This window comes from Halobacillus sp. A1 (assembly GCF_024189295.1).
Lineage (GTDB): Bacteria > Bacillota > Bacilli > Bacillales > Halobacillaceae > Halobacillus_A.
The window spans coordinates 515,056-535,580 of record NZ_JAIZEN010000001.1; the positions used below are offsets into that span (position 1 = coordinate 515,056).

The window sequence follows — 20,525 nt, forward strand, 5'->3', positions numbered from 1 at the left end:
ACACTACATGGTTGGAGGTGGTGTATGTCTACCGCTGGCCATGTTCTGAGTGAAAGTATTCATGATTTAAATTCTACCTCGGTTCGTAGATTATCTGTTTTATCAAAGACGTTTCCGTTCTACTAATGATCGTAAAGAGCTCCGGGAAATCGCGAGACTCCTGTGGGAAAAGAGTGCTTGGTGAGACCCCGGAGAGCGAAGCTCGAGGAGGCTCACTGCGCTCCCACGGAAAGGGAGTGATTTCTCGGAGCTCTTATCTCTGTTAAACATAACGGAAACAGTCGAAACATCTCGAAACTGAGTTTTCCGCTATAGGGAGCTTATGTGAAGGTTAATTCTGAAAATTATAGAGCCAATTTTATATAGCGAGGCGGACAGGAAAATTTCTGTTCGTCTTTTTCATATTTTACTCTTTCCCACACATACTAAAAAAAAGTGGGTGAGAATGATGGTAAGGGTAACAAGTATATTGATCACATTGGTTTTAATGCTTCCTATCGCTGCTGATGCAGAAGGATGGGGGTTTGAGAAAAATAAACGTGGTGAAATTCCAGACGTAGGAAGATACGGTCCGATGATTGAAAAGTATGATGGCTTTTACGCAGATTCTTCTGGAGATAAAGTGGTGTATTTCACCTTTGATAATGGATATGAACAAGGGTATACTGATGAGGTTTTAAATGTTTTAAAAGAACAAGAAGTGCCAGCCGCTTTTTTTGTTACGGGTCACTATATAAACAGCGCACCGGATTTAGTGCGGAGAATGAATGAAGAGGGCCATTTGATTGGGAACCATTCTTGGTCGCACCCTGATTTCACTAAACTTTCAAAAGAGGAAATAAAACAAGAGCTGGATCGAGTAGACGAAGCTGTCCAAAAAATAACCGATCAAAATACAATGACTTTTTTGCGTCCTCCACGTGGGACATTTAACCCTACTACGTTAGAATGGGCGAGAGAACTTGGTTATATGCATGCCTTCTGGTCCATTGCTTTTGTAGATTGGGAAACGGACCGTCAAAAAGGAAGTAATTATGCTTATGAGAATGTTATGGAACAGATTCATCCGGGCGCAGTTATTCTGCTTCATACCGTTTCTCAAGATAATGCTGAAGCCCTGGAGAGCTTAATCGTGGAGCTGAGAAAACGCGGATATGAATTTGGAAATCTCAATGACTTGATGCTTAAAAAAATTTTACCATTTCCCATCCTGGGACTATAAGTTTGATAAAAGAGAGATCTGGCTATTGTAATGGTAGTCAGATCTTTTTATTTAGAGAAGGGCGGGTTGCGGCATGTGGAAAAAACAAGTTGAATCAGTTCCTGGGTATGACTTTGACTATTCGCTTGCACGATGGGCTTTCGATCCTTTGACCAAGCTGAGCCGGGAAGAGAGATGGATTGAGATACCTGTGAAATTAACGAATGGATCGCATGTCGTGCGTATTCAAGCGCTTGGAACGACAAAACGCCCTCTATTTGAAGTAAGAAGTGAAGATGAACAATCTAAAGAAGATTTATTGGAATATATCTATTCTATTTTTCAATGGGATAGAGACTTGAACGAGGTTCATGAGCACTTTCAAAAAACAAACCTGGCTGAATTATTTACAACTCATTTCGGCACTCCGATCGTTAAAGATTTCCATCTGTATGATTGTTTGATGAAGGTAATCATTCATCAGCAGCTGAATATGAAATTTGCCTATACGCTCAGCACTCGATTTGTAGAGCAATTCGGTTACTGTTATAAAGGTGTTTGGTTTTATCCAAGTCCTAAGAGGGTATCAGAATTAAGTTACGACCAATTACGTGAATTACAGTTCAGTCAAAGGAAAGCAGAATATATAATAGATACTTCAAAGCTGATTGCTTCTGGCGAACTTGACTTAGAGCGTCTAGCATCATTACCTGACGAAGTTGTCATCAAACAGCTTACAAGAGTTCGGGGGATTGGACCTTGGACGGCGGAAAATTGGTTGATGTTCGGTGTAGGTAGAGAGGATCTATTTCCTAAAGCAGATATCGGAATTCAAAATGCGATGAAACACTACTTCGATTTAGAGAGTAAACCCGACCACCAGAAAATGATACAATTAAGCAAAGGATGGCATCCTTTTCGAAGTTATGCGTCGTTGACACTTTGGAGAAGTATAGATAGCATTTAAAAATGTACTAATTCCTTTGGGGCTTTCATAGGCTATTACCATGCGTAATTTCTACAATCTTTTTAAATAATAAAATGTAATAAAATATACAAAAATTTCCCTGTTTAAGTTATAATGAAAGCCGTATTGGAAAATATTGAATAGTAAAGAAAAGAGGTCATAAATTTGGTGATTAAAGAAAAGTATTCCGACCATCTGTATAGTGGAGAAATGCTTGCCATTCTGGAGATTAGTGGTACTCCGGCGTGTATTCTAGACGTACATCACCAGACCGTTACACTTAATAGTGGGTTATCTTCTGAACTAATGATAGATGAAGCCGAATTGCATCTTTCCAATTGGTTATCTCTATTTCGAATTCATGATCGTGGTGAAATCTACCGTGTCATCCACCAATTAGCAGAGTGGGATGAGGCGGAATTAACTGTGACCATTCCAATAGCTGATGTGAATAAAACATTTTCCTGTAAATTGCTTCATTTATCGAATGGAGATATAGCGGTTATTTTTTCCTCTTTGTTTAACCAAACAAAAATACCTTCTCAAAAATCTTACCAGTATACGAAAAAAATCCATTACCCTCATGTACGGTACTCAATTTAACGGAAACATTCAAGACGCAGGCTAAGACGACGAGAACATCAAAGGTAAAAGAACGGTTAGTTGAAGCGGCAGATAATTTCCCATATGGTTTAGCGATGCTGAACAGTAATTGGGAAGTCATCTATGCAAATTCAGTCATGGAAAACATGGTCGATCTTCCTTTATCTAAATATTATCGGAAAAAACTTTGGGACTTGTTTTCTGTAGATGATTATAATAACTTTTTCCAACATTGTCTGAGAGCTATGGAAACCCAAGAAACCGTCGAATTCCAGGGCGCACTTCATAAAAAGGGAGTTATGATGGACTTGACTATAGTACCTAGTGAACAAGGTATTACCATCATTGCGAAAGATATTACCTGGTATATGGATCAATTTGAAAGATTGAGAAAGTCGGAGAACCGCTTTTCAATCATCACAAACCATATCAAAGAAGCATGCTGGGTCTGTTCTCCTGAAACAGGGGAGTTAGTTTTTCTCAGTGACTCCTTTACTCAGATCTATGGAGTGGATAAGGAAATCATTCTAAATGATCCTCCCCGTCTTTTTGATCTGATCGATAAGGAATACCTTGATCAAGTGAAAGAAGCGGCCCTTATAATGACTCAAAAGGAGCACCAGGTCGAATTTACGATTACAACGCCTGACGGTGAAAGTAAATGGATAAGAATGAAAGGGTTCCCAGCCGAAGATGATGGCAAACAATATGTGGTCGGAATCGACGAAGAGATCACAAAAATTAAAGAAATGACACTTCTTGAAGAAAAGTCAAGGCAGTTGTCTACGATCACTCAAATGGCTGCAGGTGTAGCTCATGAAATTAAGAATCCATTAACCGCTATCAAGGGCTTCCTGCAAATAGGGGCCGTCAATCCAGACCTTCGTGACAGTTACCATGATATTATCCTGGATGAAGTCAATCGCATAGAATCCATCGTTCAAGACTTTATGATGCTTTCAAAGCCTAAATCTTCAGTCCAGCTTGAATACGTTAATTTGGATGCTATTATTTCATATGTGAGTCGTCTGCTAGACCCAGACATCTCAAATAAAGAAGTGATGATTCACTACACGTGTGACTCAAGACTGAATGGGTTTTATTGTGAACCTAAACGCTTAAAACAGATTTTGATCAATCTTGTAAGCAATGCCATGGATGCTCTCGACGAAGACGGTGAAGTTCAAATTGAAGCCGTTCTTCAAAATGACGAGCTTATCATATCTGTCATTGACAACGGCCATGGGTTATCTGAGCAGGAACTAACGAAGTTAGGCGAGCCTTTTTATACTACAAAAGAAAAAGGAACGGGCCTGGGAATTATGGTCACGAAAAAAATGATTGATGATTTAGATGGCAGGTTAAATTATCAAAGCAGTAAGAACGAAGGAACGTGCGTTACTGTAAGGCTTCCTTTTAGAACCTGAGCTAGCAGCTGATCGATCAGCTGCTAGTTTTTTATTCGCAAAGGTGTGTTTATCTCCGCCAGCTCAGTCCCTGCGCCGCTGAACGAAGCGCTTCCGCTTTTACAAAAGGAGTCTCGCAAATTCCCGGAGCTTCCTTTTGTCATCTCATTGAATAATTCACTTATGTATAAATCCACACCAACGTTTAACACAGCTATTTAAAATAAACAAAAAGAGAGCATATTTTCCTAGGAAAAGATTACTGTCACCTTCTAATAATAACATCGGAATTTTCTTAATAATTGTTTAATAACCGCTTACAAAAAAGTATTTATTTTTTTTTGATCATAACTGTTTACAAGTGCTTCAAAGCCTTCTATAATCCCGTATGTACTTGTTTTTCTCATACGAAAAATACTATAAAAAATACTTATATAAAAGGAGGCTCACAGATGACTAAAAAATTGCTATCTTTTTTACTCATGAATGTAGGTGCGCTTGCAGTGGCGGTCAATGTGCATTTTTTCCTATCACCTAACAACTTAGCTACAGGAGGAGTCAGTGGTTTATCAATCGTTATGAATAATGTATTTCCCGGATTGACTCTAGGAACGATCATGATCATGCTGAACATTGTCCTGTTTATTGTCGGTTTTATATTTCTAGGATTCCAATTCGGTGCAAAAACGATATATGCAAGTTTCGCTTTGTCCTTTATGGTATGGGGGTTAGAAACATTCTTTCCTATGCAGGAAGCATTAAGTGATGATCTGCTGATTCAGTTAATCATTGGACAAATTATAGCAGCGTCCGGGATGGCAATTGTTTTTCATCAAGGGGCCTCTACTGGCGGAACAGACATCATAGCGATGATATTGAATAAATACTTTTCAATAGAAGTGGGTAAAGGAGTATTGGTTTCAGATATAGCAATCGCTGCTTCATCCATTTTCATTTTCGGACCAACAGTCGGTATGTACGCTTTCTTTGGTGTCATATTGAACGGGTTAGTCATCGACTATACCTTGCAGCAATTTGATAACAATAAAGAAATCGTCATTATCAGCCGTAAGAGTGAAGAAATACAGGATTACATCGTGAAGAATCTTGGGCGTGGCGCAACGGTCCACTATGCAAAAGGAGCATTCAACCAAGAAGATAAAGAAGTCATTACAACGATCATGAATCGAAAAGATTATTCTAAACTTAAGAAATATATGTTAGCGGTAGATGAAAAGGCCTTTATTACAGTTCATTCTATGAATGAAATTCTAGGGCAGAATTTTAAACGTCTAGCGTAATGTAATAAGGAGCTGCCCCAAAAGTCTAAAGAAGACTTTTGGGGCAGTTTTGTTAACCGCAGAGTTGACGCCTTTAATATAATTTATGGATGCCTCATATTTTGCAGGATATTTCAAGGAGTTTAATTTTTAATAATTTAGATAATTTGTTATAATAGGAACGGTTTTACATGTTATCAAGATTTAATGGGAGGTACCACTATGAATCGTGAAGAATTGATCGCACCCGAAAAATACAACATATCAGAAGAAATCGAGAAATACGCTGACGATCCCAGCCGAAAAGCCTTGATTTGGTTAGACGCAAATGGTGAAAAGGAAGAAATTACATATAGAAACCTGGTTAAACAGGCGAACCAGATTGGGCGAGTCTTTCAAAATGCAGGGCTGAGTCGAGGTGATAAAATTCTTGTTATGTTTCCGCGATTCATTTCAGCGTATGCTGTCTATATAGCAGCCTTGAAATCAGGCTTAGTCGTAATCCCAAGTTCAGAAATGCTTAGGGCTAAAGACCTTTCTTATCGCTTGTCACATAGTGAAGCTAAGGCAGTCATTTGTTATGAACCATTTACAGAGCAGTTTAATGATGTAGCTGAAATGACTAATGTAACCGCTTTCTCTTTAGGTGGTTATAAAGATGGATGGCTTCATCTTGATGAATTGATGAAGGACGAACCTGATCACTTGGATGCGGCTGCAACCACCCGTGATGAGATGGCATTTCTATCCTATACTTCAGGAACTACAGGAAATCCAAAAGGTGTAGTTCATACCCATGGATGGGGATTCGCTCATTTGAAAACGGCAGCAGATAATTGGCTAGCTATTGAGGATGGAGATACAGTTTGGGCAACAGCTGGGCCTGGGTGGCAAAAGTGGGTATGGAGTCCGTTTTTATCTGTTCTAGGTACAGGTGCCACTGGCTTCATTTATCAGGGGAAATTTGAACCTAAAACTTATTTGAGCCTTTTGGATAAATATGAAGTGAATGTACTCTGTTGTACTCCGACAGAATACCGTCTTATGTCTAAGGTCGATAACTTATCTGATTATGAATTGAAGCATCTTCATAGTGCGGTTTCGGCTGGAGAACCTCTTAATCGTGAGGTAATAGATAGATTTCAACGTTATTTTGGTGTCACGGTGAGAGATGGATATGGACAAACTGAAAACACTCTATTAGTTGGATTTTTGAAAAATATGGAGGTGCGTCCCGGATCAATGGGACGGCCGACACCTGGCAACTCAGTGGAGATTATCGATGAGTTAGGGGAACCGGTAATGCCTGGTGAAGTGGGGGACATTGCTGTCCATACCAATACCCCTGCCTTATTTAAAAATTATTATAAAGATCCTGAGCGCACAAAAATGGCTCAAAGAGGAGAGTACTACATTACAGGCGATCAGGCGAGTAAAGATGAAGATGGTTATTATTGGTTCGAAGGACGAAGCGACGATATTATCATCAGTTCTGGTTATACGATAGGTCCTTTTGAAGTGGAAGATGCACTCGTCAAGCATCCGGCTGTTCAGGAATGCGCTGTGGTCGCCAGCCCGGATGAAGTGCGGGGAAATGTAGTGAAAGCTTTCATCATCTTGCAAGAAGGATATAACGAAGATGAAGGACTTGTTAAAAACTTGCAAGACCATACGAAAAATCTAACAGCTCCTTACAAATATCCAAGAAAGATAGAATTTGTAGATAAGCTTCCCAAAACCACCTCAGGCAAAATTCGCAGAGTTGAACTGCGCCGGCAGGAACAGAACTCTTTCTAATATGATTAGAGAAGCTTATATAAGCGATGGTGAGGAATTGGCAAAATTGATGACCATCCTCGGTTATCCTTCCGATTCCGAAGCAATGAAAGTCCGTTTAAAGCGAATCGTCAATGATTCTTATTACCAAACGTTCGTTTATGAAAAAGATAAACAGCTGTTAGGGATGATAGGTATGACCTATAGCCTGGCTTATCATACATCGGACACTCATGTAAGAGTCATTGCTTTTGTAGTCGATGAACATGCTCAGGGTAAAGGTATTGGCCGGCGTTTAATGGGGAAAGCAGAAGAATGGACATTGTTTAAAGGTGCTAATCGTATTACATTGAATAGTGGGAATCGCAGCGAGAGAGATTCCGCACATTCTGTTTACCATCGTTTAGGGTTCGAAGGAAAAGCAACTGGGTTTTATAAAGATTTATGATGAAAAAAGCATCAGAGCTTGGATCACCTCCCAAACTTTGATGCTTTTTAAATATATCCACTTAATTTCGGAATAATGTGAAACTATTTCCAGATGTTGCTCGTATATATTTATAGAGAATACATATTGTCATAATAACTAGAGGTGAGAAGATGAAGAAAATATTTTTAATCCTTCCTTTAATAGCTGCTTCCCTTGTTATTGGGGTCATTTACGTGAATAATCAATATTTTTTCAGTCCAATATCTTTCAATAAAGATCCTGTAACTCCTTACTCATGGGATGAATATGAACGTCCTCTTGAGTTAAAGCTCTACTCATTCGAAGAGGGCAGAAAATCTGAAAAGATAGAGCGAGAGAGAGAAATCCGTGAAGTACTAAGTGAACTTAAAGAAAGTCCGCAGTCTTCTTCAGATGAGGTCGGCTCCCCAGAAGAAGTTAACGGAGGTCTTACTTTGAAATCTAATGGAAGAACGTTATTAGAGGTGTTATTTTATCCGAACCATTGGGAAATATTAAAGAAGGATGGACCAGTATTCGAATTAACAGATTCACTGAAACAAGTGGTCGATCGTTTCTAACCAGAGGAGTGTAAACAAACTTCATCTGGTTATTCTTTTGCTCCCATTTGTTTATCTAGTCTGATATACTTGTTTTTGTTTAAAAGATATGTGAGAGGTGAAACGATGAACAGGTTATTTACACATATATTTAATTCAGCAGTCGGAGCCCTTCTCGTTATTGAGGGCGGGGTTTATATCTTCACAAACAATAAGGACGGCGATTTTCATCTGCGCAGTATCATCATGACCTTGTTGTTGTTGATGGCATGGGGGATGTCTTATCGAAAACAACTCACAAGCGACAACCCTAGCGCTTGGCTGATATTCACCATAATCATCATGATCCCGATGATACTTCCATTTCTATTTTTTATCTAATTCTTTGTATACAGTTATTAGTGAATTATCATAAGTGAATTATACAATTATAGAAGCAGAATTGTTGAGGACTATTATAAATGGGATAGTTGCCGTATAAGATGGTGGGTTGGCGGTGAAAACAACTCGCTTTCCTGGAGGCCTGGCAAGCTTCCTCGGACCTTGCCCTCCGGCATCTCGCCTGGATCCTTCTCCCGCGGAAGTCTCGTCATTTCCCCACCCCCCATTAAGAATGGGATAAACGCTCTACCCATGAAATTTATGTAAGCATAATAAAGAAGGCGTCCTTCTGTAAAAATTCCTCACAATAAGTTTTTCTTAACGTAAACCCCTCAGCAGGGGTTTACGTTATTCTTACAAACGGAAAAAGATCATATCATTTTCGGCACGGAAACTTCCTGATTACATCGAATCTGAAGCTTCAAACTAAGTCGCCTAATACTTTTCAATTATGCGAGCCAAAGAAAAAGGCCGCCTCCAGCCAGTATTAAGCTTGCTGTCATATAAACATATCCGAATATTTGATGCTTCATTTCCTCACTGCTAATCTCCACTGCACCTGAAAAGGTGAGGAACATGATAATAAGAATATATAAGGCTAAATAGGTGGCGTTCCAATCTATATCTGTAACCAACAACCAGCCGCCGACAGGTAATGCGGTGATTAAGGGAAGATATAAAGGATTGAACAGGGACCAGGCGTTTCTGATTTTTTTTAACATAAATATCGATCCTTCCTTTCTTACAATAACAGCCAGGTTCATAAACCATGGCCGTACCGAACCAAATCGCAAATATAAAGTTTCCCTGAGTAACTCTGTAAGGGTTACTCAGTGTTAATTGGATTATTATAGAAACAGTTGTATTAAGTTGCCGGCAGCGTCGCAGGATCCAGGCTGGATAAGGCCAAAGTTAGCAATGAATCCTATTCATTTGAGCAATCCAAACTTCATCTTTATATCTGATGATGGGTTTTGAGCTGTCTCATAATCTAAAGGAGAGAAAGATCAACAAAATAACGTATAAAACAGTAAAGCTATATACTGAAAAAGTCCCTCTTATCTAACCCTTCATCAACTTCCATTTTAATGGAAGTATTTCTGCATTTAAACCAGCCACACCACCATTCCAACAGAAACAATAGTATCGAAAGAGTCGAGTACAGAGATAAGTTCAAAGCCTTTGCTCCATGCTTAGTGCTATAAATATTTAAATAGGGCTCCATACATTGGCTAGAAGAGGCTTATGTTTCCTGAATGCAGCCTTTAGAAATAATAAATTCTTTAAATCTGCATCATATCCGCCGATATGTATCATGCTATTGATACAGGGTAAGACAAACAAAAGAATGAATAAGGAAGTCGAAGAGAAAGCGTCTGTTAAATCAGTAACCTCTCCGTTGTTACCTGAAAAATAACCTTAACCTATAAGAGTACCTATAGGCTTGAAACGAAATGTCAGCCGCTTTAGCCGTCAAATATATTGTTATCGCTATTTTACCAAATGTTTATTTGTAAGTATGAAGCTGAATGGAAAAGAGAAATAATATAAGTGAAAAAAATTGAGTGTACATGAAAGGCTTGATTTTTTAATTGAAGAAACTCAAACCGATTTCCTTCCATTTTCTATCAGTTAAAATGAATGCACAGCAATTGGGAGGTATATGTCGAATGGAATCGAAATGTGTTGTAATAGCCCGCTCTTTGTAGTTAACAGACATTTATAAGGATATACCCTGTTTGTGCTTGTTTATCACCTTTGCTACGCTTTAAACAAGATATAAAGAGAGATAAAAAGGAGACGATCGTTTTGAATGCAAAGTTAATAGACTGGGGTACGTTTATTGGGGCGCTGATCTTACTGCTAGGAGTAACGGTGCCTCTTGTTCTGTTCCCGGAAAGCGGTAAAGAAATTGTTAGTCAGGCTAACACATTCGTAAGCGGGAACTTTGGCGTTATGTACATGATGATGGGCTTGCTGATTTTTGCTTTTCTTATCTTTGTTGCCTTCAGTAAAAATGGACAAATTAAATTGGGTGACGAAGGGGAAAAACCTGAGTTCAACACCTTCTCGTGGGCGGCAATGTTGTTTGCTGCCGGTATCGGTTCCAGTATTCTGTATTGGGCGGTCATCGAGTGGGCTTATTATTATGAAGGTCCCCCGTTCGGTCAAGAAGGTGGATCTAAGGAAGCTGTAGAATGGGCTACGGCGTATGGCATTTTCCACTGGGGACCTATCGCTTGGGCGATATACACTCTACCTGCACTGCCGATCGCTTATTTCTATTATGTAAGGAAAAAGCCAGTACTTAAGATCAGTGAAGCTGTAAGACCCGTGCTGGGACGATCTGTAGACGGACCGCTTGGCACAGTTATAGACGTTTTATTCATGTTCGGTTTAATGGGAGGAGCAGGTACTACATTAGCGCTCGGTACGCCGATGATCGCTGAGGGCGTGAGTGACTTGACTGGTATAGAGGTTACTCTAGGTTTACAAGCGGCAATTATGATAGTTTGTACCACCATCTTTGCTATCAGTGCTTATTCAGGTTTAAGAAGAGGGATAAAAATCTTAAGTGACGTCAACCTCTGGTTATCCATATTTATTTTAGCTTTTATCTTTATCGTAGGACCGACACGTTTCATGAGTGAAACGACTTTTAACTCATTAGGAATCATTTTAGATAACTTCTTCAAAATGGCAACTTGGACCGAACCCTTCGCAAACGTAGGCGGATATGAAGAGACCATGTTTCCAGAGTCATGGACTGTATTCTATTGGGCATGGTGGCTTGTTTATGCGCCATTTGTCGGGTTGTTCATTGCTCGCATTTCTCGAGGGAGAACGATTAGGCAAATGGTTCTTGGAACAATGATCTATGGAACACTGGGATGTGTCTTGTTCTTTGGAATCATGGGTAACTTTGGTCTATATATGCAGTTGACGGGTCAATTAGACGTGGTTAGTTTCCTGGATGCTAACGGAGCACCTGCCACGATTATAGAAATTATCAATCAGTTACCGCTGGCTAAGTTTATCGTTCTTATTTTCACTATTTTAGCGATTATCTTTTTAGCCACTACTTTTGATTCTTCTTCTTATATACTTGCGGCTGTTGTTCAGAAGGAAGTAAGAGGAGAACCTCTTCGATGGAATCGTTTATTCTGGGCTTTTGCTTTATGTATTATGCCGATGACTTTAATGTTCCTTGGAGGACTTGATACGCTTCAAACAGCGAGTATCGTAGGTGGATTTCCACTGATCTTCATTATGTTATTATTGTCCTGGTCCTTTATGAAAGCCTCAAACAGCGATATAAGGGCTTCTGATGATTATGAGTCGCCAACGATTCATATCAAACGTTGGAACCGTAAGGGTAAAAAGAGAAAAAGGTCGGCTTTAGAAGTACTTGAAGACCGCAACAAAGATGATGATTAATAAAAAAATAAATAGAAGAGCACGGCCATATGGCCGTGCTCTTCTATTTATTTTGGAAGATATTCTAATTGGGATTCAATATTAAAATCTCCGCTATCGTTGAGAAATCGGCGCAGCAAATGAAGATGATCGCCGCCCACTAAAACAATAATCCTGTCACCAGGACCAGCCATTCTTGAAATATTAGCTGCAATGGCTAAGTCACGTTCATGCCATTGCTTAAGCCACTTCACTCCGACTTGGTGCTGACGGTCGCCTACTCTTGTCAACTTCATATAAACTCTTTGCATTTCTTCTATATAGGAATTATCATTGATTGTTTGAAGGGATTTGATAAATGTCGAATGGTCTTCAATCCTTTTTAATTGTGTCTGTACTCCTGCGATTTCTTGAAAAAGCTCAGGCTGATGTTCTTTTGCCCATTGGAACACCTGGTTTAATGAAGGATTTGACATATCGACTACTTCATCCACTGGATAAATGTTCTGGTGCTCAAAATGGGCGGCGAGTGGAAAAGCGATCTGTTCCACTTCGTCATAGCTAGGGAGAAGCTTTCCATCCTTGAATTCGTTATATTTCCTATCCAGTTCTTCTTCAATCAGGAAAGGTTTTTCTACGGCTATTTTAGTGGGCTCATAGGTTTGGAGAGCGTCCACTACTTTTTTGATTTGATCTTTTTGATGATTAACTATATCAGGATCCATGGCTAAATGAACCGTGCCAATTAGAAGAATGCTTGGCTTCTGCATTAAAGACTCTCCTTTCTATTGGAAGTAGGGAATGACTTCGTTTCCTATTTCATCAATGACGTTTTCAATCTCTCTCGTGCTTTGAGATAAGCCGAACATTATATGATTGACACCGACGATACGATACTTTTCCAATATTTTAATTAAACCTAGCCGTCCCGTGCGGTAACCTGCTGGAATTTTTTCAATGGGATAATGGGGATCTTCCATTAAATCTAAGGGCAGCGGCATGATAAATGGACGAAACTCATTTCCGTGGTAAGTGCTAACTTTTTCACGGTATTGGTGAATCGTCTCTCTTTGTTGTTCAGGACGCTGAGGGTAGAACATCCAGCCGTCCCCGTGCTCCGCGACCCAGTCTAATGTCTGCTGGCAATAGCCGGTCATAAGAATTGGGATCTGCTTGCTTGGCTTAGGAACGAGGTTCGATTTATCCATTTTTCCAAACTTGGATTGGTAATTAGGATATTCTTCATAAAGGGAGATCTGAAGCATTTCAAAGGCATCTCTAAACCACTCTCTTCGTTCCATGATCGGAATTCCCAGCCCTTCGAAATCCTTTCGTCGATCACCTGAAGAAACCCCGAGCAAAAACCTTTCAGGAAAAAGACGGTCTATACTGGCCACTTCCTTGGCAGTGCGGAGCGGGTGGCGTAAAGGTAGGACGGTTGCAGCTGTACCTATTTTTATAGCAGACGTATGGGAAGCGAGATAGACTGCATACAGGAAACTATCAAAAATTTGTCCAGTAGATGGATCTTCAAAAGTAGGATCTTCTAGTAATACATCCTGCAGCCACAATGCTTGGAAATTGTGCTCTTCAGCAAGCTGAGCTCTCTCAATTTGAAAATCCATCGTGGGGACTTGTTTATGATGGTTTTCCAGAGGGATAGTCAAACCGAAACTTAATTTATTTTTTTTAAACATTTGGTTGTACCCTTGATGGTTTCTTAACATCATACTTCACCTCGTGCCCTTTAGTATAGAGGAGTAAAATGTAAAACAAAAGTCATACAAGCCCTACGGCGGGGAATAACCAAAAAACCCATTTCCATAGAAAATGGAAATGGGTTTAAGTGATTAAGTATGTGTATTATACAATATAAATCAGTACGTAAAGCAGACCAGTAAGAAATGCAGAGCCGCCTAAACCATATATGAAATCTATAGAATCATATTCTGCTTTGTTTCTCATTAAAAAAATCCCCTTTCAATGGATGATTTCCGAATCAGTGACTTGATGTGATAAGAGTTTTCCCAAATTATTTTCAGCTTAAACTATGGTTTATTAGTAGTTGATAATCGACATAATGTTACAATAGTTTCATTTATATGACTTTTATATTTCAATTATGTTACAAACTAAGTTTATCATTAAAATTAGGGTATGTGAACCATAGATTTGAAATTTTTTGAATACTTTTATGAGGAGCAGAGAGAATAGGCGAATAACTATTCTTGCACACAAAAAAAGTACCAGCTTCTCAGCTAGTACTTTCATTTGCTTTATATTGTTTCAATATACGGATGATTTCTTTACTGTGATCATCCAGCAGGGTCAATCCGTAATGATAAGTCGAACCTTTTTCTTTTCCCCATACAATTTCAGCTTTCCACTCTACTGCTGTATTCAAAAAAGTCGCCATTATGATAACACGTACTTTTTTGTGGAAAGGCATTTTTAAATTGGTGGAAAGCAGCAGGCCATTCGGACTGAGATTTAATACATGTCCATCGCCAACTGACGTATGTACAGGGTTATCTTCTATTTGAAAGATTTTGAATTTAGCAGGCGGGGGATTTTTTAATGTATACCTGAGGCTTTCCTGGCGATTATAACGCATATTTCCATCATCCTTTCCTTGTTGGTTTCATGAAATGGTTATTCAGTAATATGCCAGGATTGTTGATTGTTAACACCGGAGTTTGTCTGACCCTATAAAAAACTCTTTAATTTTTTATGATTATTGGAATATTCTGATACAATAAATAAGGATGAATAATGAAGATATATTTAGTAATGGTTCAATTTGATCACTACATATTTTCTCAAGTTTACCATGGGAATGATTGTCTTCCAATAGGTTTACGCTTGAAAAAAGGAAGGAGTACTATGACATGAAAGAATACCATCAACAATGGGATTTGGATGCTATTTTTCCAGGGGGCAGCGATTCTGTTGAGCTGACAACCTATGTTGCAAATATAGAATTAAGAATATCCGAGCTTCATCAGCACGTCCAAAATTTCGTTTTTCCGAAAATACCTGAACAAACAAAAGAGCTGAGAGAAGTAATTGACCACGCTCAGGAGGCAGCTAAAAGATTAAAGGAATTCAGTGCTTTCATCAGTTGTTTATCTGCTCAGGATGTGAAGGATAAGCAGGCACAAATGTGGGTTTCAAAACGTACAGAACTTAGCGCGAAATATAATAACATCCAAACAGAATTCGATCAAAAGCTTGTCCAAATAGATTCTTCTACTTGGAAGGCTTTAATGCTGGAATCCGAATTATCCGAACTTGCTTTCGTTCTTGATGAACGTCGAGAAAAAGCCAAAGATAAGCTGGACTTAGAGCAGGAAACCCTCATCAATAATCTGGCTGTGGATGGATACCATGGCTGGGGCCAATTGTACGATACTCTCGTTGGTAGAATGTCCTTACCTTATAAAGGTGAAAAACTCTCCGTGGGGCAGGCTGCTAATAAGTTGAGTGATTCGGACCGTACAATCAGAAAAGAAGTATTCAATAATTGGCAGCTGGCATGGCAGGAAGAATCGGATGTGTTCACGGAAACCTTGAACCATCTTGCGGGATTCCGTTTACAAACGTATAAACATCGAGGGTGGGACAACCCCTTAAAGGAACCGCTATCTTATAACCGTATGAGTGAAAAAACTTTAAAAGCGATGTGGGATACGATTACAAAGTATAAGTCGTATTATACAAAGTTCTTGAAGGAAAAAGCGGAATGGATAGGGATAGACAAGCTGAGCATCTATGATGTGGACGCGCCTATAGGAAACGTGGAGCGTAAAATGGAATACACAGAGGGCGCCAGGTTCATTGTTGAACAGTTTGAAAGGTTCAGTCCATTAATGGCATCGTTTGCTCGGAAGGCCTTTGAGAAAAGGTGGATTGAAGCAGAAGACCGGCCTGGGAAACGACCGGGAGGATTCTGCACGAGTTTTCCTCACAGCAAGGAAACAAGGATATTCATGACTTATTCAGGCACATTGTCAAATATAGCTACACTTGCACATGAGCTTGGACATGCCTATCACCAGCATGTTATGAATGACCTCCCCATTTATAACCAGAGCTATGCTATGAATGTGGCGGAAACAGCGTCGACTTTTGCTGAAATGATTGTAGCTGATGCGGCAGTCAAGAGTGTTGCTGATCCTAAAGAAAAGCTTCTCCTTCTTGAAGATAAAATTCAGCGGAGTGTCGCATTTTTTATGAACATCCATTCCCGTTATTTGTTCGAAATTCGTTTTTATAATGAGCGGAAAGCGGGTAAAGTGTCTACAGAGAGGTTAAACGAGTTAATGGTCGAAGCCCAGGAAGAAGCCTATCAGGATTCTCTTTCTGAATACGATCCAACGTTTTGGGCCTCCAAGCTTCACTTCCATATAACAGGCGTACCATTTTACAATTTTCCATACACGTTCGGTTACTTGTTCAGTCTAGGAATCTATGCAAAAGCTGCTAAGGAAGGCCATGCTTTCGAAAAGAAATATATTGCTTTGTTACAGGATACAGGAGTTATGAATGTCGAGGATTTAGCTAAGAAACATTTGGGGGTAGACTTAGAGGATACTGAATTTTGGGAAGAAGCGTTGAAGCTCTGCACAGCAGATGTCGAAGAATTCATTGAACTGAGCAGTACTCTAAAACAAAGGAGTGAATAATATGGCCGAAAGAATACCTGAAGGAGAAAAGCAGGATAGAGTCGATCAGCTGGATAACTGGAAGCTTGAAGATGGGAAATTCATCGTAAAGCGATATCGGTTTCGTGAGTTCTTAAAGGGAATAGAGTTCGTTGATCAAGTGGCTGCTTATTCAGAGGATATTCAACATCACCCCTTCATCAGCATTGACTATAAAATGGTAACGATGAAACTGACTTCCTGGAATGCTAAGGGACTTACTGATTTAGATCTAAGTTGTGCTGAAAAATACGATGAACTCTATAAGGCTATAACGGATTGAACACTTTTAAAAATTCCCATGAGATACTGAGGGGAAATTTGAAAGAGCAGCTTAATTACTACTATTCAAGGAAGAATGTTAGTGCCATAAATAATAAATAGCAAACAACAACGCTTGGTTATTAATATCCAAGCGTTGTTGTTTGCTGGTTTTCTGTCTTGTTCCACTAAAGCTCCCTATAGTGGAAGACTCAGTTTCGAGATATTTGGACTGTTTCCGTTATGTTTAATAGAGGTAAGAGCTCCGGGAAATCACTCCCTTTCCGTGGGAGCGCGGTGAGCCTCCTCGAGCTTCGCTCTCCGGGGTCTCACCAAGCACTCTCTTCCCACAGGAGTCTCGTAATTTCCCGGAGTTCTTTGCCATAATTAGATGGTATGGAAACACCGATTTCGGATGCTGCGCTACAGCTATGATAAAAACTTGATATTGAGCGGTTTATCCCTATAAACAACCGCTCACCAAAAAACGAACATGGATAAAGAAGACGCACCTTCTTGCAAAAAGGGTTCATTATTGGATAGTTAGTTTTTCTAATACAACCGGTTTTGAATGAATCTGCAAACGTTGGTACAAGAGAGTTTCTGCTTCTCATTTCTTAGTTCCGTCCCGTAATGTAAGTTAGGGGTTTTAGGAATGTGCGAGGCTCCTACCTTTGGAACCGGAAGCACTTCGTTCAGCGGCGTATGGACTGGACTGAGTTGGCGAAGATAAAAATAATTCAAAGAACGGTATAAGAGGGTTCGTTCATCTCTTATCGATTGGTGTGGTTGGGAAGCTGCGAGACTCCCGTGGGAGAAGGATGTAGGCGAGATCCCACAGGGCTGCAAGCCCGAGGAAGCTCGCCACTTCCCCCACAGGAAAGCGAGTAGCTTTCCAACCACACCAGACTCTCATTACAGCCACGAACCCAAATTATCTCGAAACCAAGTCTTCCACTATCCTGCCATATACTTTAAGAACAACCCTTCACAAACTCTACATTTAATTTAATATAAAATTCCAGTTACCTTGTTTGTCTATTAGACCAACAGACGCTTCGTTGCATCGGTGGCTTTGTCTGTGAAATTTACTTCCCGAAAGAATGGGAGAGACGTTGGACGTGGTAAGGCTTAAACAGAGCAGAATTTTCATTAGGAAGAGCTAAGCATTCAATATGTTCTTCCGTGAATGGATGAGTGAATGTCAGGCGTGCTGCGTGAAGGGCCTGTTTATATTGGGGATCGCTTTTCCCACCATATAATACGTCTCCTAATAATGGATAACCCATATGACTTAAATGTACTCTGATTTGGTGCGTTCTTCCTGTGCTAAGGTCAAGCTTAAGGAGAGAAGCTTTGAATTCAGAACTATAATCGATCCTCTCATAGTGAGTCATTGCGTCTTGTCCATTTTTTGAAACTCTTCGTCTGACCGGGTGATGCCGATCTTTCCCGATCGGCTGATTGATTTCTCCTTTAGCCGGTTTTACTTTCCCGTGAGCCCAGGCAATATATGTTCGTTTAATTTTTCTTTCCTTCAATTGCTGGCCGAGGCGTGCAATAGCCAGATCGTGCTTAGCGAATAGGATCGCCCCGGAAGTGTCCCGGTCCAGGCGGTGAACATATTTGGGAGATGCTTCAATCCCATGACTTTGAAAATAAAAGGCAACACCGTTGATGAGCGTATTCGCTTGCTCATGCTGGTTCGGGTGGGTATCCATCCCGACCGGCTTGTTAACGACTAACAGGTGGTCGTCCTCATAAATCACGTCTATTTCCATATAGGTAGGAGTGACTTCAAGATCCTGGGGTTCGAACAATCTAATCCGCAGGGCGTCTCCAGTTTTTACAGTGGTTTGCTTCCAATGTTTCGATTCGTTATTTAAAGTGACGGATCGTTCTGTACGAAATTTGTGCAGCAATTTTCTAGGGACGAGCCATTCTTTCTTCATAATCCGTTCAATCGTGAATCCATCCCACTTTCGAGGTACAATGACTTCGAGCCATTCTCCTTGTCTTTTCGTTTTCATAAAACTTCCCTTCCCTTACAGCCAATGCTTTTCATAAGCCATTCGTGCAAGCTCTACTCGATTTTTTATGTGCAGTTTACGAAGTACACTTTTCAAATGGTTTTTTACCGTGTTCTCCGTTATAAATAGCTGTTCTGAAATTTCCTTGTTTGTTGCTCCCGAAGCGGCCAGTTTCATCACTTCGGATTCACGAGCGGACAGTGGTGGTTTGCTTGTCTGTTTTTGGGTGAGCTTGGATAAGGTATGCTCTATTAATTCTTCGGAAAATTCCCCGTCTTTTATAACAGCATCAATGTAGCTGTTCCAATCGGAAGGACGTACACTTTTTAATAAATAGCCCTGTGCGCCCTCTTTTAAAGCAGCGAAAAGGTGAGTGCTTTCTTCAGATACAGTCAAAATGATGATCTTCACTTCAGGGGAGTGTTTTTTTATATGTCTGGTAGCTTCAAGGCCGTTTATGCCCGGCATATGGATATCCATTAAAATAACATCCGGGTGGAGCTGAGCCGTCAAGTCTATTGCTTGCTGGCCATTGGCTGCCTCTCCGACAATTACATAATGATCGAAGGGGGAGAGGAGAGAGCGAATCGCTTCTCTCGCATCTTCGTGGTCATCGGCAACTAGGATTTTATAGGGATTCAACTCGCGTTCTCTCCTTTCTCCAATCTTAGTACCGTCTGATTTCTTTCTCTGACTAGGCAGAGCTTCCAGTTAATCGACTTTGCGCGGTCTTTCATCATTTCCAGTCCATAATGGGGTTGGGCGTCTTCTGCTATTAGGTCTGTTCCATCATCTATGAGTTCTATTTTATTTGGGGTGCCTATAATTGTAACGTTGGAGACTTGATCACCGTGTTTAAGGACATTGATCAACCCCTCACGGATAATCCAGAAAAAATGAACTTTTTCGTCCATAGTGTAGTTTTGGTTCTGAAAAGGCCAATTCATATGGAATTTTATGTCGGGACGTTGTCTGCGCATGGGATCAAGCAAGTCATGTAAAGCAATATTCCAATCTTGAAGGTCTGGCGTTCTTAAGTGTTTGATCGAGTGACGGACATTAGACTGTATTTTATCAATAGTTGATTCAATTTCAACTATCTTTTTTTGATCAGAGTGGTGAAGCTGCTGGATTTTGACAGACAGGAGAAAGAGTGACTGAGATATGGAATCATGCAGCTCTCTTGAAATCTCCTGACGCTCGTTAATAATCGCCTGTTTCATTTTCTCTTGTTCAAGCTCTCGTTGATTTTTCTCTAGTATTTGAAAAAGTTTGGAATTTATAAGAATGGAGAAGGCTAATACGAATAAGGGAGTAAGCCAATTTCCAAGTTCCATGGATATGATGGATAGCAGCCATTCATGACGAATGTATTCCCAAAGTCCGATAGCAAGGGCCGGTACGACAACAATCAGCCATTTAATTTGTTGATATGTCATAGTTCACTCCCTCTTCTCGCCTGATAGGTCACTCATATTGTACTAGTAATTAG

General features: G+C 40.0%; 19 protein-coding genes. 12 read left to right on the top strand and 7 right to left on the bottom strand.

The window, feature by feature from the left end:
- The first annotated feature begins 445 nt into the window (after window positions 1-445).
- The 9 genes from pdaA (at window position 446) to LF817_RS02475 (ending at window position 8,622) form a co-directional block, all read left to right on the top strand.
- On the top strand, window positions 446-1,222 hold the full coding sequence (gene pdaA, locus LF817_RS02435; RefSeq protein ID WP_371924984.1) for a delta-lactam-biosynthetic de-N-acetylase: 777 nt from the start codon (window positions 446-448) through the stop codon (window positions 1,220-1,222).
- Window positions 1,223-1,295: 73 nt separating this feature from the next.
- A complete protein-coding gene (locus tag LF817_RS02440; RefSeq protein WP_253934167.1) occupies window positions 1,296-2,168 on the top strand; it encodes a DNA-3-methyladenine glycosylase family protein in 873 nt (290 codons plus the stop codon).
- 165 nt (window positions 2,169-2,333) lie between these two features.
- On the top strand, window positions 2,334-2,771 hold the full coding sequence (locus tag LF817_RS02445; RefSeq protein WP_253934168.1) for a hypothetical protein: 438 nt from the start codon (window positions 2,334-2,336) through the stop codon (window positions 2,769-2,771).
- A complete protein-coding gene (locus LF817_RS20335; RefSeq protein WP_371924989.1) occupies window positions 2,717-4,198 on the top strand; it encodes an ATP-binding protein in 1,482 nt (493 codons plus the stop codon). Before LF817_RS02445 ends, LF817_RS20335 begins: the two co-directional genes overlap by 55 nt.
- Window positions 4,199-4,629: 431 nt before the next feature.
- Window positions 4,630-5,478, top strand: coding sequence for a YitT family protein (locus LF817_RS02455; RefSeq protein ID WP_253934170.1), 849 nt, complete (start codon window positions 4,630-4,632; stop codon window positions 5,476-5,478).
- 201 nt (window positions 5,479-5,679) lie between these two features.
- Window positions 5,680-7,254 carry an acyl-CoA synthetase MbcS gene (mbcS, locus tag LF817_RS02460; protein ID WP_253934171.1) on the top strand — a complete coding sequence of 525 codons (1,575 nt, stop codon included), beginning with the start codon at window positions 5,680-5,682 and terminating at the stop codon, window positions 7,252-7,254.
- A gap of 1 nt (window position 7,255) precedes the next feature.
- A complete protein-coding gene (locus LF817_RS02465; RefSeq protein WP_253934172.1) occupies window positions 7,256-7,681 on the top strand; it encodes a GNAT family N-acetyltransferase in 426 nt (141 codons plus the stop codon).
- A 152-nt stretch (window positions 7,682-7,833) separates the two neighbouring features.
- A complete protein-coding gene (locus LF817_RS02470; protein ID WP_253934173.1) occupies window positions 7,834-8,262 on the top strand; it encodes a hypothetical protein in 429 nt (142 codons plus the stop codon).
- A gap of 105 nt (window positions 8,263-8,367) precedes the next feature.
- Window positions 8,368-8,622, top strand: a complete 255-nt coding sequence (locus LF817_RS02475; protein ID WP_253934174.1) for a hypothetical protein — start codon at window positions 8,368-8,370, stop codon at window positions 8,620-8,622.
- Window positions 8,623-9,071: 449 nt separating this feature from the next.
- Here the strand turns inward: LF817_RS02475 and LF817_RS02480 are convergent, their stop codons facing one another.
- Entirely contained in the window at window positions 9,072-9,344 is a 273-nt protein-coding gene (locus LF817_RS02480) for a hypothetical protein (protein WP_253934175.1), read from the bottom strand.
- A 1,087-nt stretch (window positions 9,345-10,431) separates the two neighbouring features.
- Between LF817_RS02480 and LF817_RS02485 the strand changes: the two genes are divergently transcribed.
- Window positions 10,432-12,060: a BCCT family transporter gene (locus LF817_RS02485; protein WP_253934176.1), complete on the top strand. Its 1,629-nt coding sequence runs from the start codon at window positions 10,432-10,434 to the stop codon at window positions 12,058-12,060.
- Between the two features lie 47 nt (window positions 12,061-12,107).
- Here the strand turns inward: LF817_RS02485 and LF817_RS02490 are convergent, their stop codons facing one another.
- From LF817_RS02490 to LF817_RS02500, 3 genes are all read right to left on the bottom strand, one after another.
- A complete protein-coding gene (locus LF817_RS02490; protein WP_253934177.1) occupies window positions 12,108-12,809 on the bottom strand; it encodes a DUF5694 domain-containing protein in 702 nt (233 codons plus the stop codon).
- Between the two features lie 15 nt (window positions 12,810-12,824).
- Complete coding sequence (locus tag LF817_RS02495; protein ID WP_253934277.1) at window positions 12,825-13,766, bottom strand: TIGR03571 family LLM class oxidoreductase; 942 nt, start codon at window positions 13,764-13,766, stop codon at window positions 12,825-12,827.
- Window positions 13,767-14,293: 527 nt separating this feature from the next.
- Entirely contained in the window at window positions 14,294-14,653 is a 360-nt protein-coding gene (locus LF817_RS02500) for a PilZ domain-containing protein (protein WP_253934178.1), read from the bottom strand.
- A gap of 274 nt (window positions 14,654-14,927) precedes the next feature.
- On the opposite strand from LF817_RS02500, the gene LF817_RS02505 reads away from it, so the two are divergent.
- Window positions 14,928-16,724, top strand: coding sequence for a M3 family oligoendopeptidase (locus LF817_RS02505; protein WP_253934179.1), 1,797 nt, complete (start codon window positions 14,928-14,930; stop codon window positions 16,722-16,724).
- Window position 16,725: 1 nt separating this feature from the next.
- Complete coding sequence (locus LF817_RS02510) at window positions 16,726-17,025, top strand: 4a-hydroxytetrahydrobiopterin dehydratase (RefSeq protein ID WP_253934180.1); 300 nt, start codon at window positions 16,726-16,728, stop codon at window positions 17,023-17,025.
- A 1,066-nt stretch (window positions 17,026-18,091) separates the two neighbouring features.
- Here LF817_RS02510 and LF817_RS02515 read toward each other — a convergent pair.
- The 3 genes from LF817_RS02515 to LF817_RS02525 are packed head-to-tail and all read right to left on the bottom strand — an operon-like array spanning window position 18,092 to window position 20,472.
- The gene (locus tag LF817_RS02515) at window positions 18,092-19,033 is read right to left on the bottom strand and encodes an RluA family pseudouridine synthase (protein WP_253934181.1); all 942 of its coding nucleotides are present in this window, start codon (window positions 19,031-19,033) and stop codon (window positions 18,092-18,094) included.
- 15 nt (window positions 19,034-19,048) lie between these two features.
- Window positions 19,049-19,675, bottom strand: coding sequence for a response regulator (locus LF817_RS02520; RefSeq protein ID WP_253934182.1), 627 nt, complete (start codon window positions 19,673-19,675; stop codon window positions 19,049-19,051).
- Entirely contained in the window at window positions 19,672-20,472 is an 801-nt protein-coding gene (locus LF817_RS02525; RefSeq protein WP_253934183.1) for a sensor histidine kinase, read from the bottom strand. The genes LF817_RS02520 and LF817_RS02525 overlap by 4 nt, the downstream gene beginning before the upstream one ends.
- Between the last annotated feature and the right edge of the window lie 53 nt (window positions 20,473-20,525).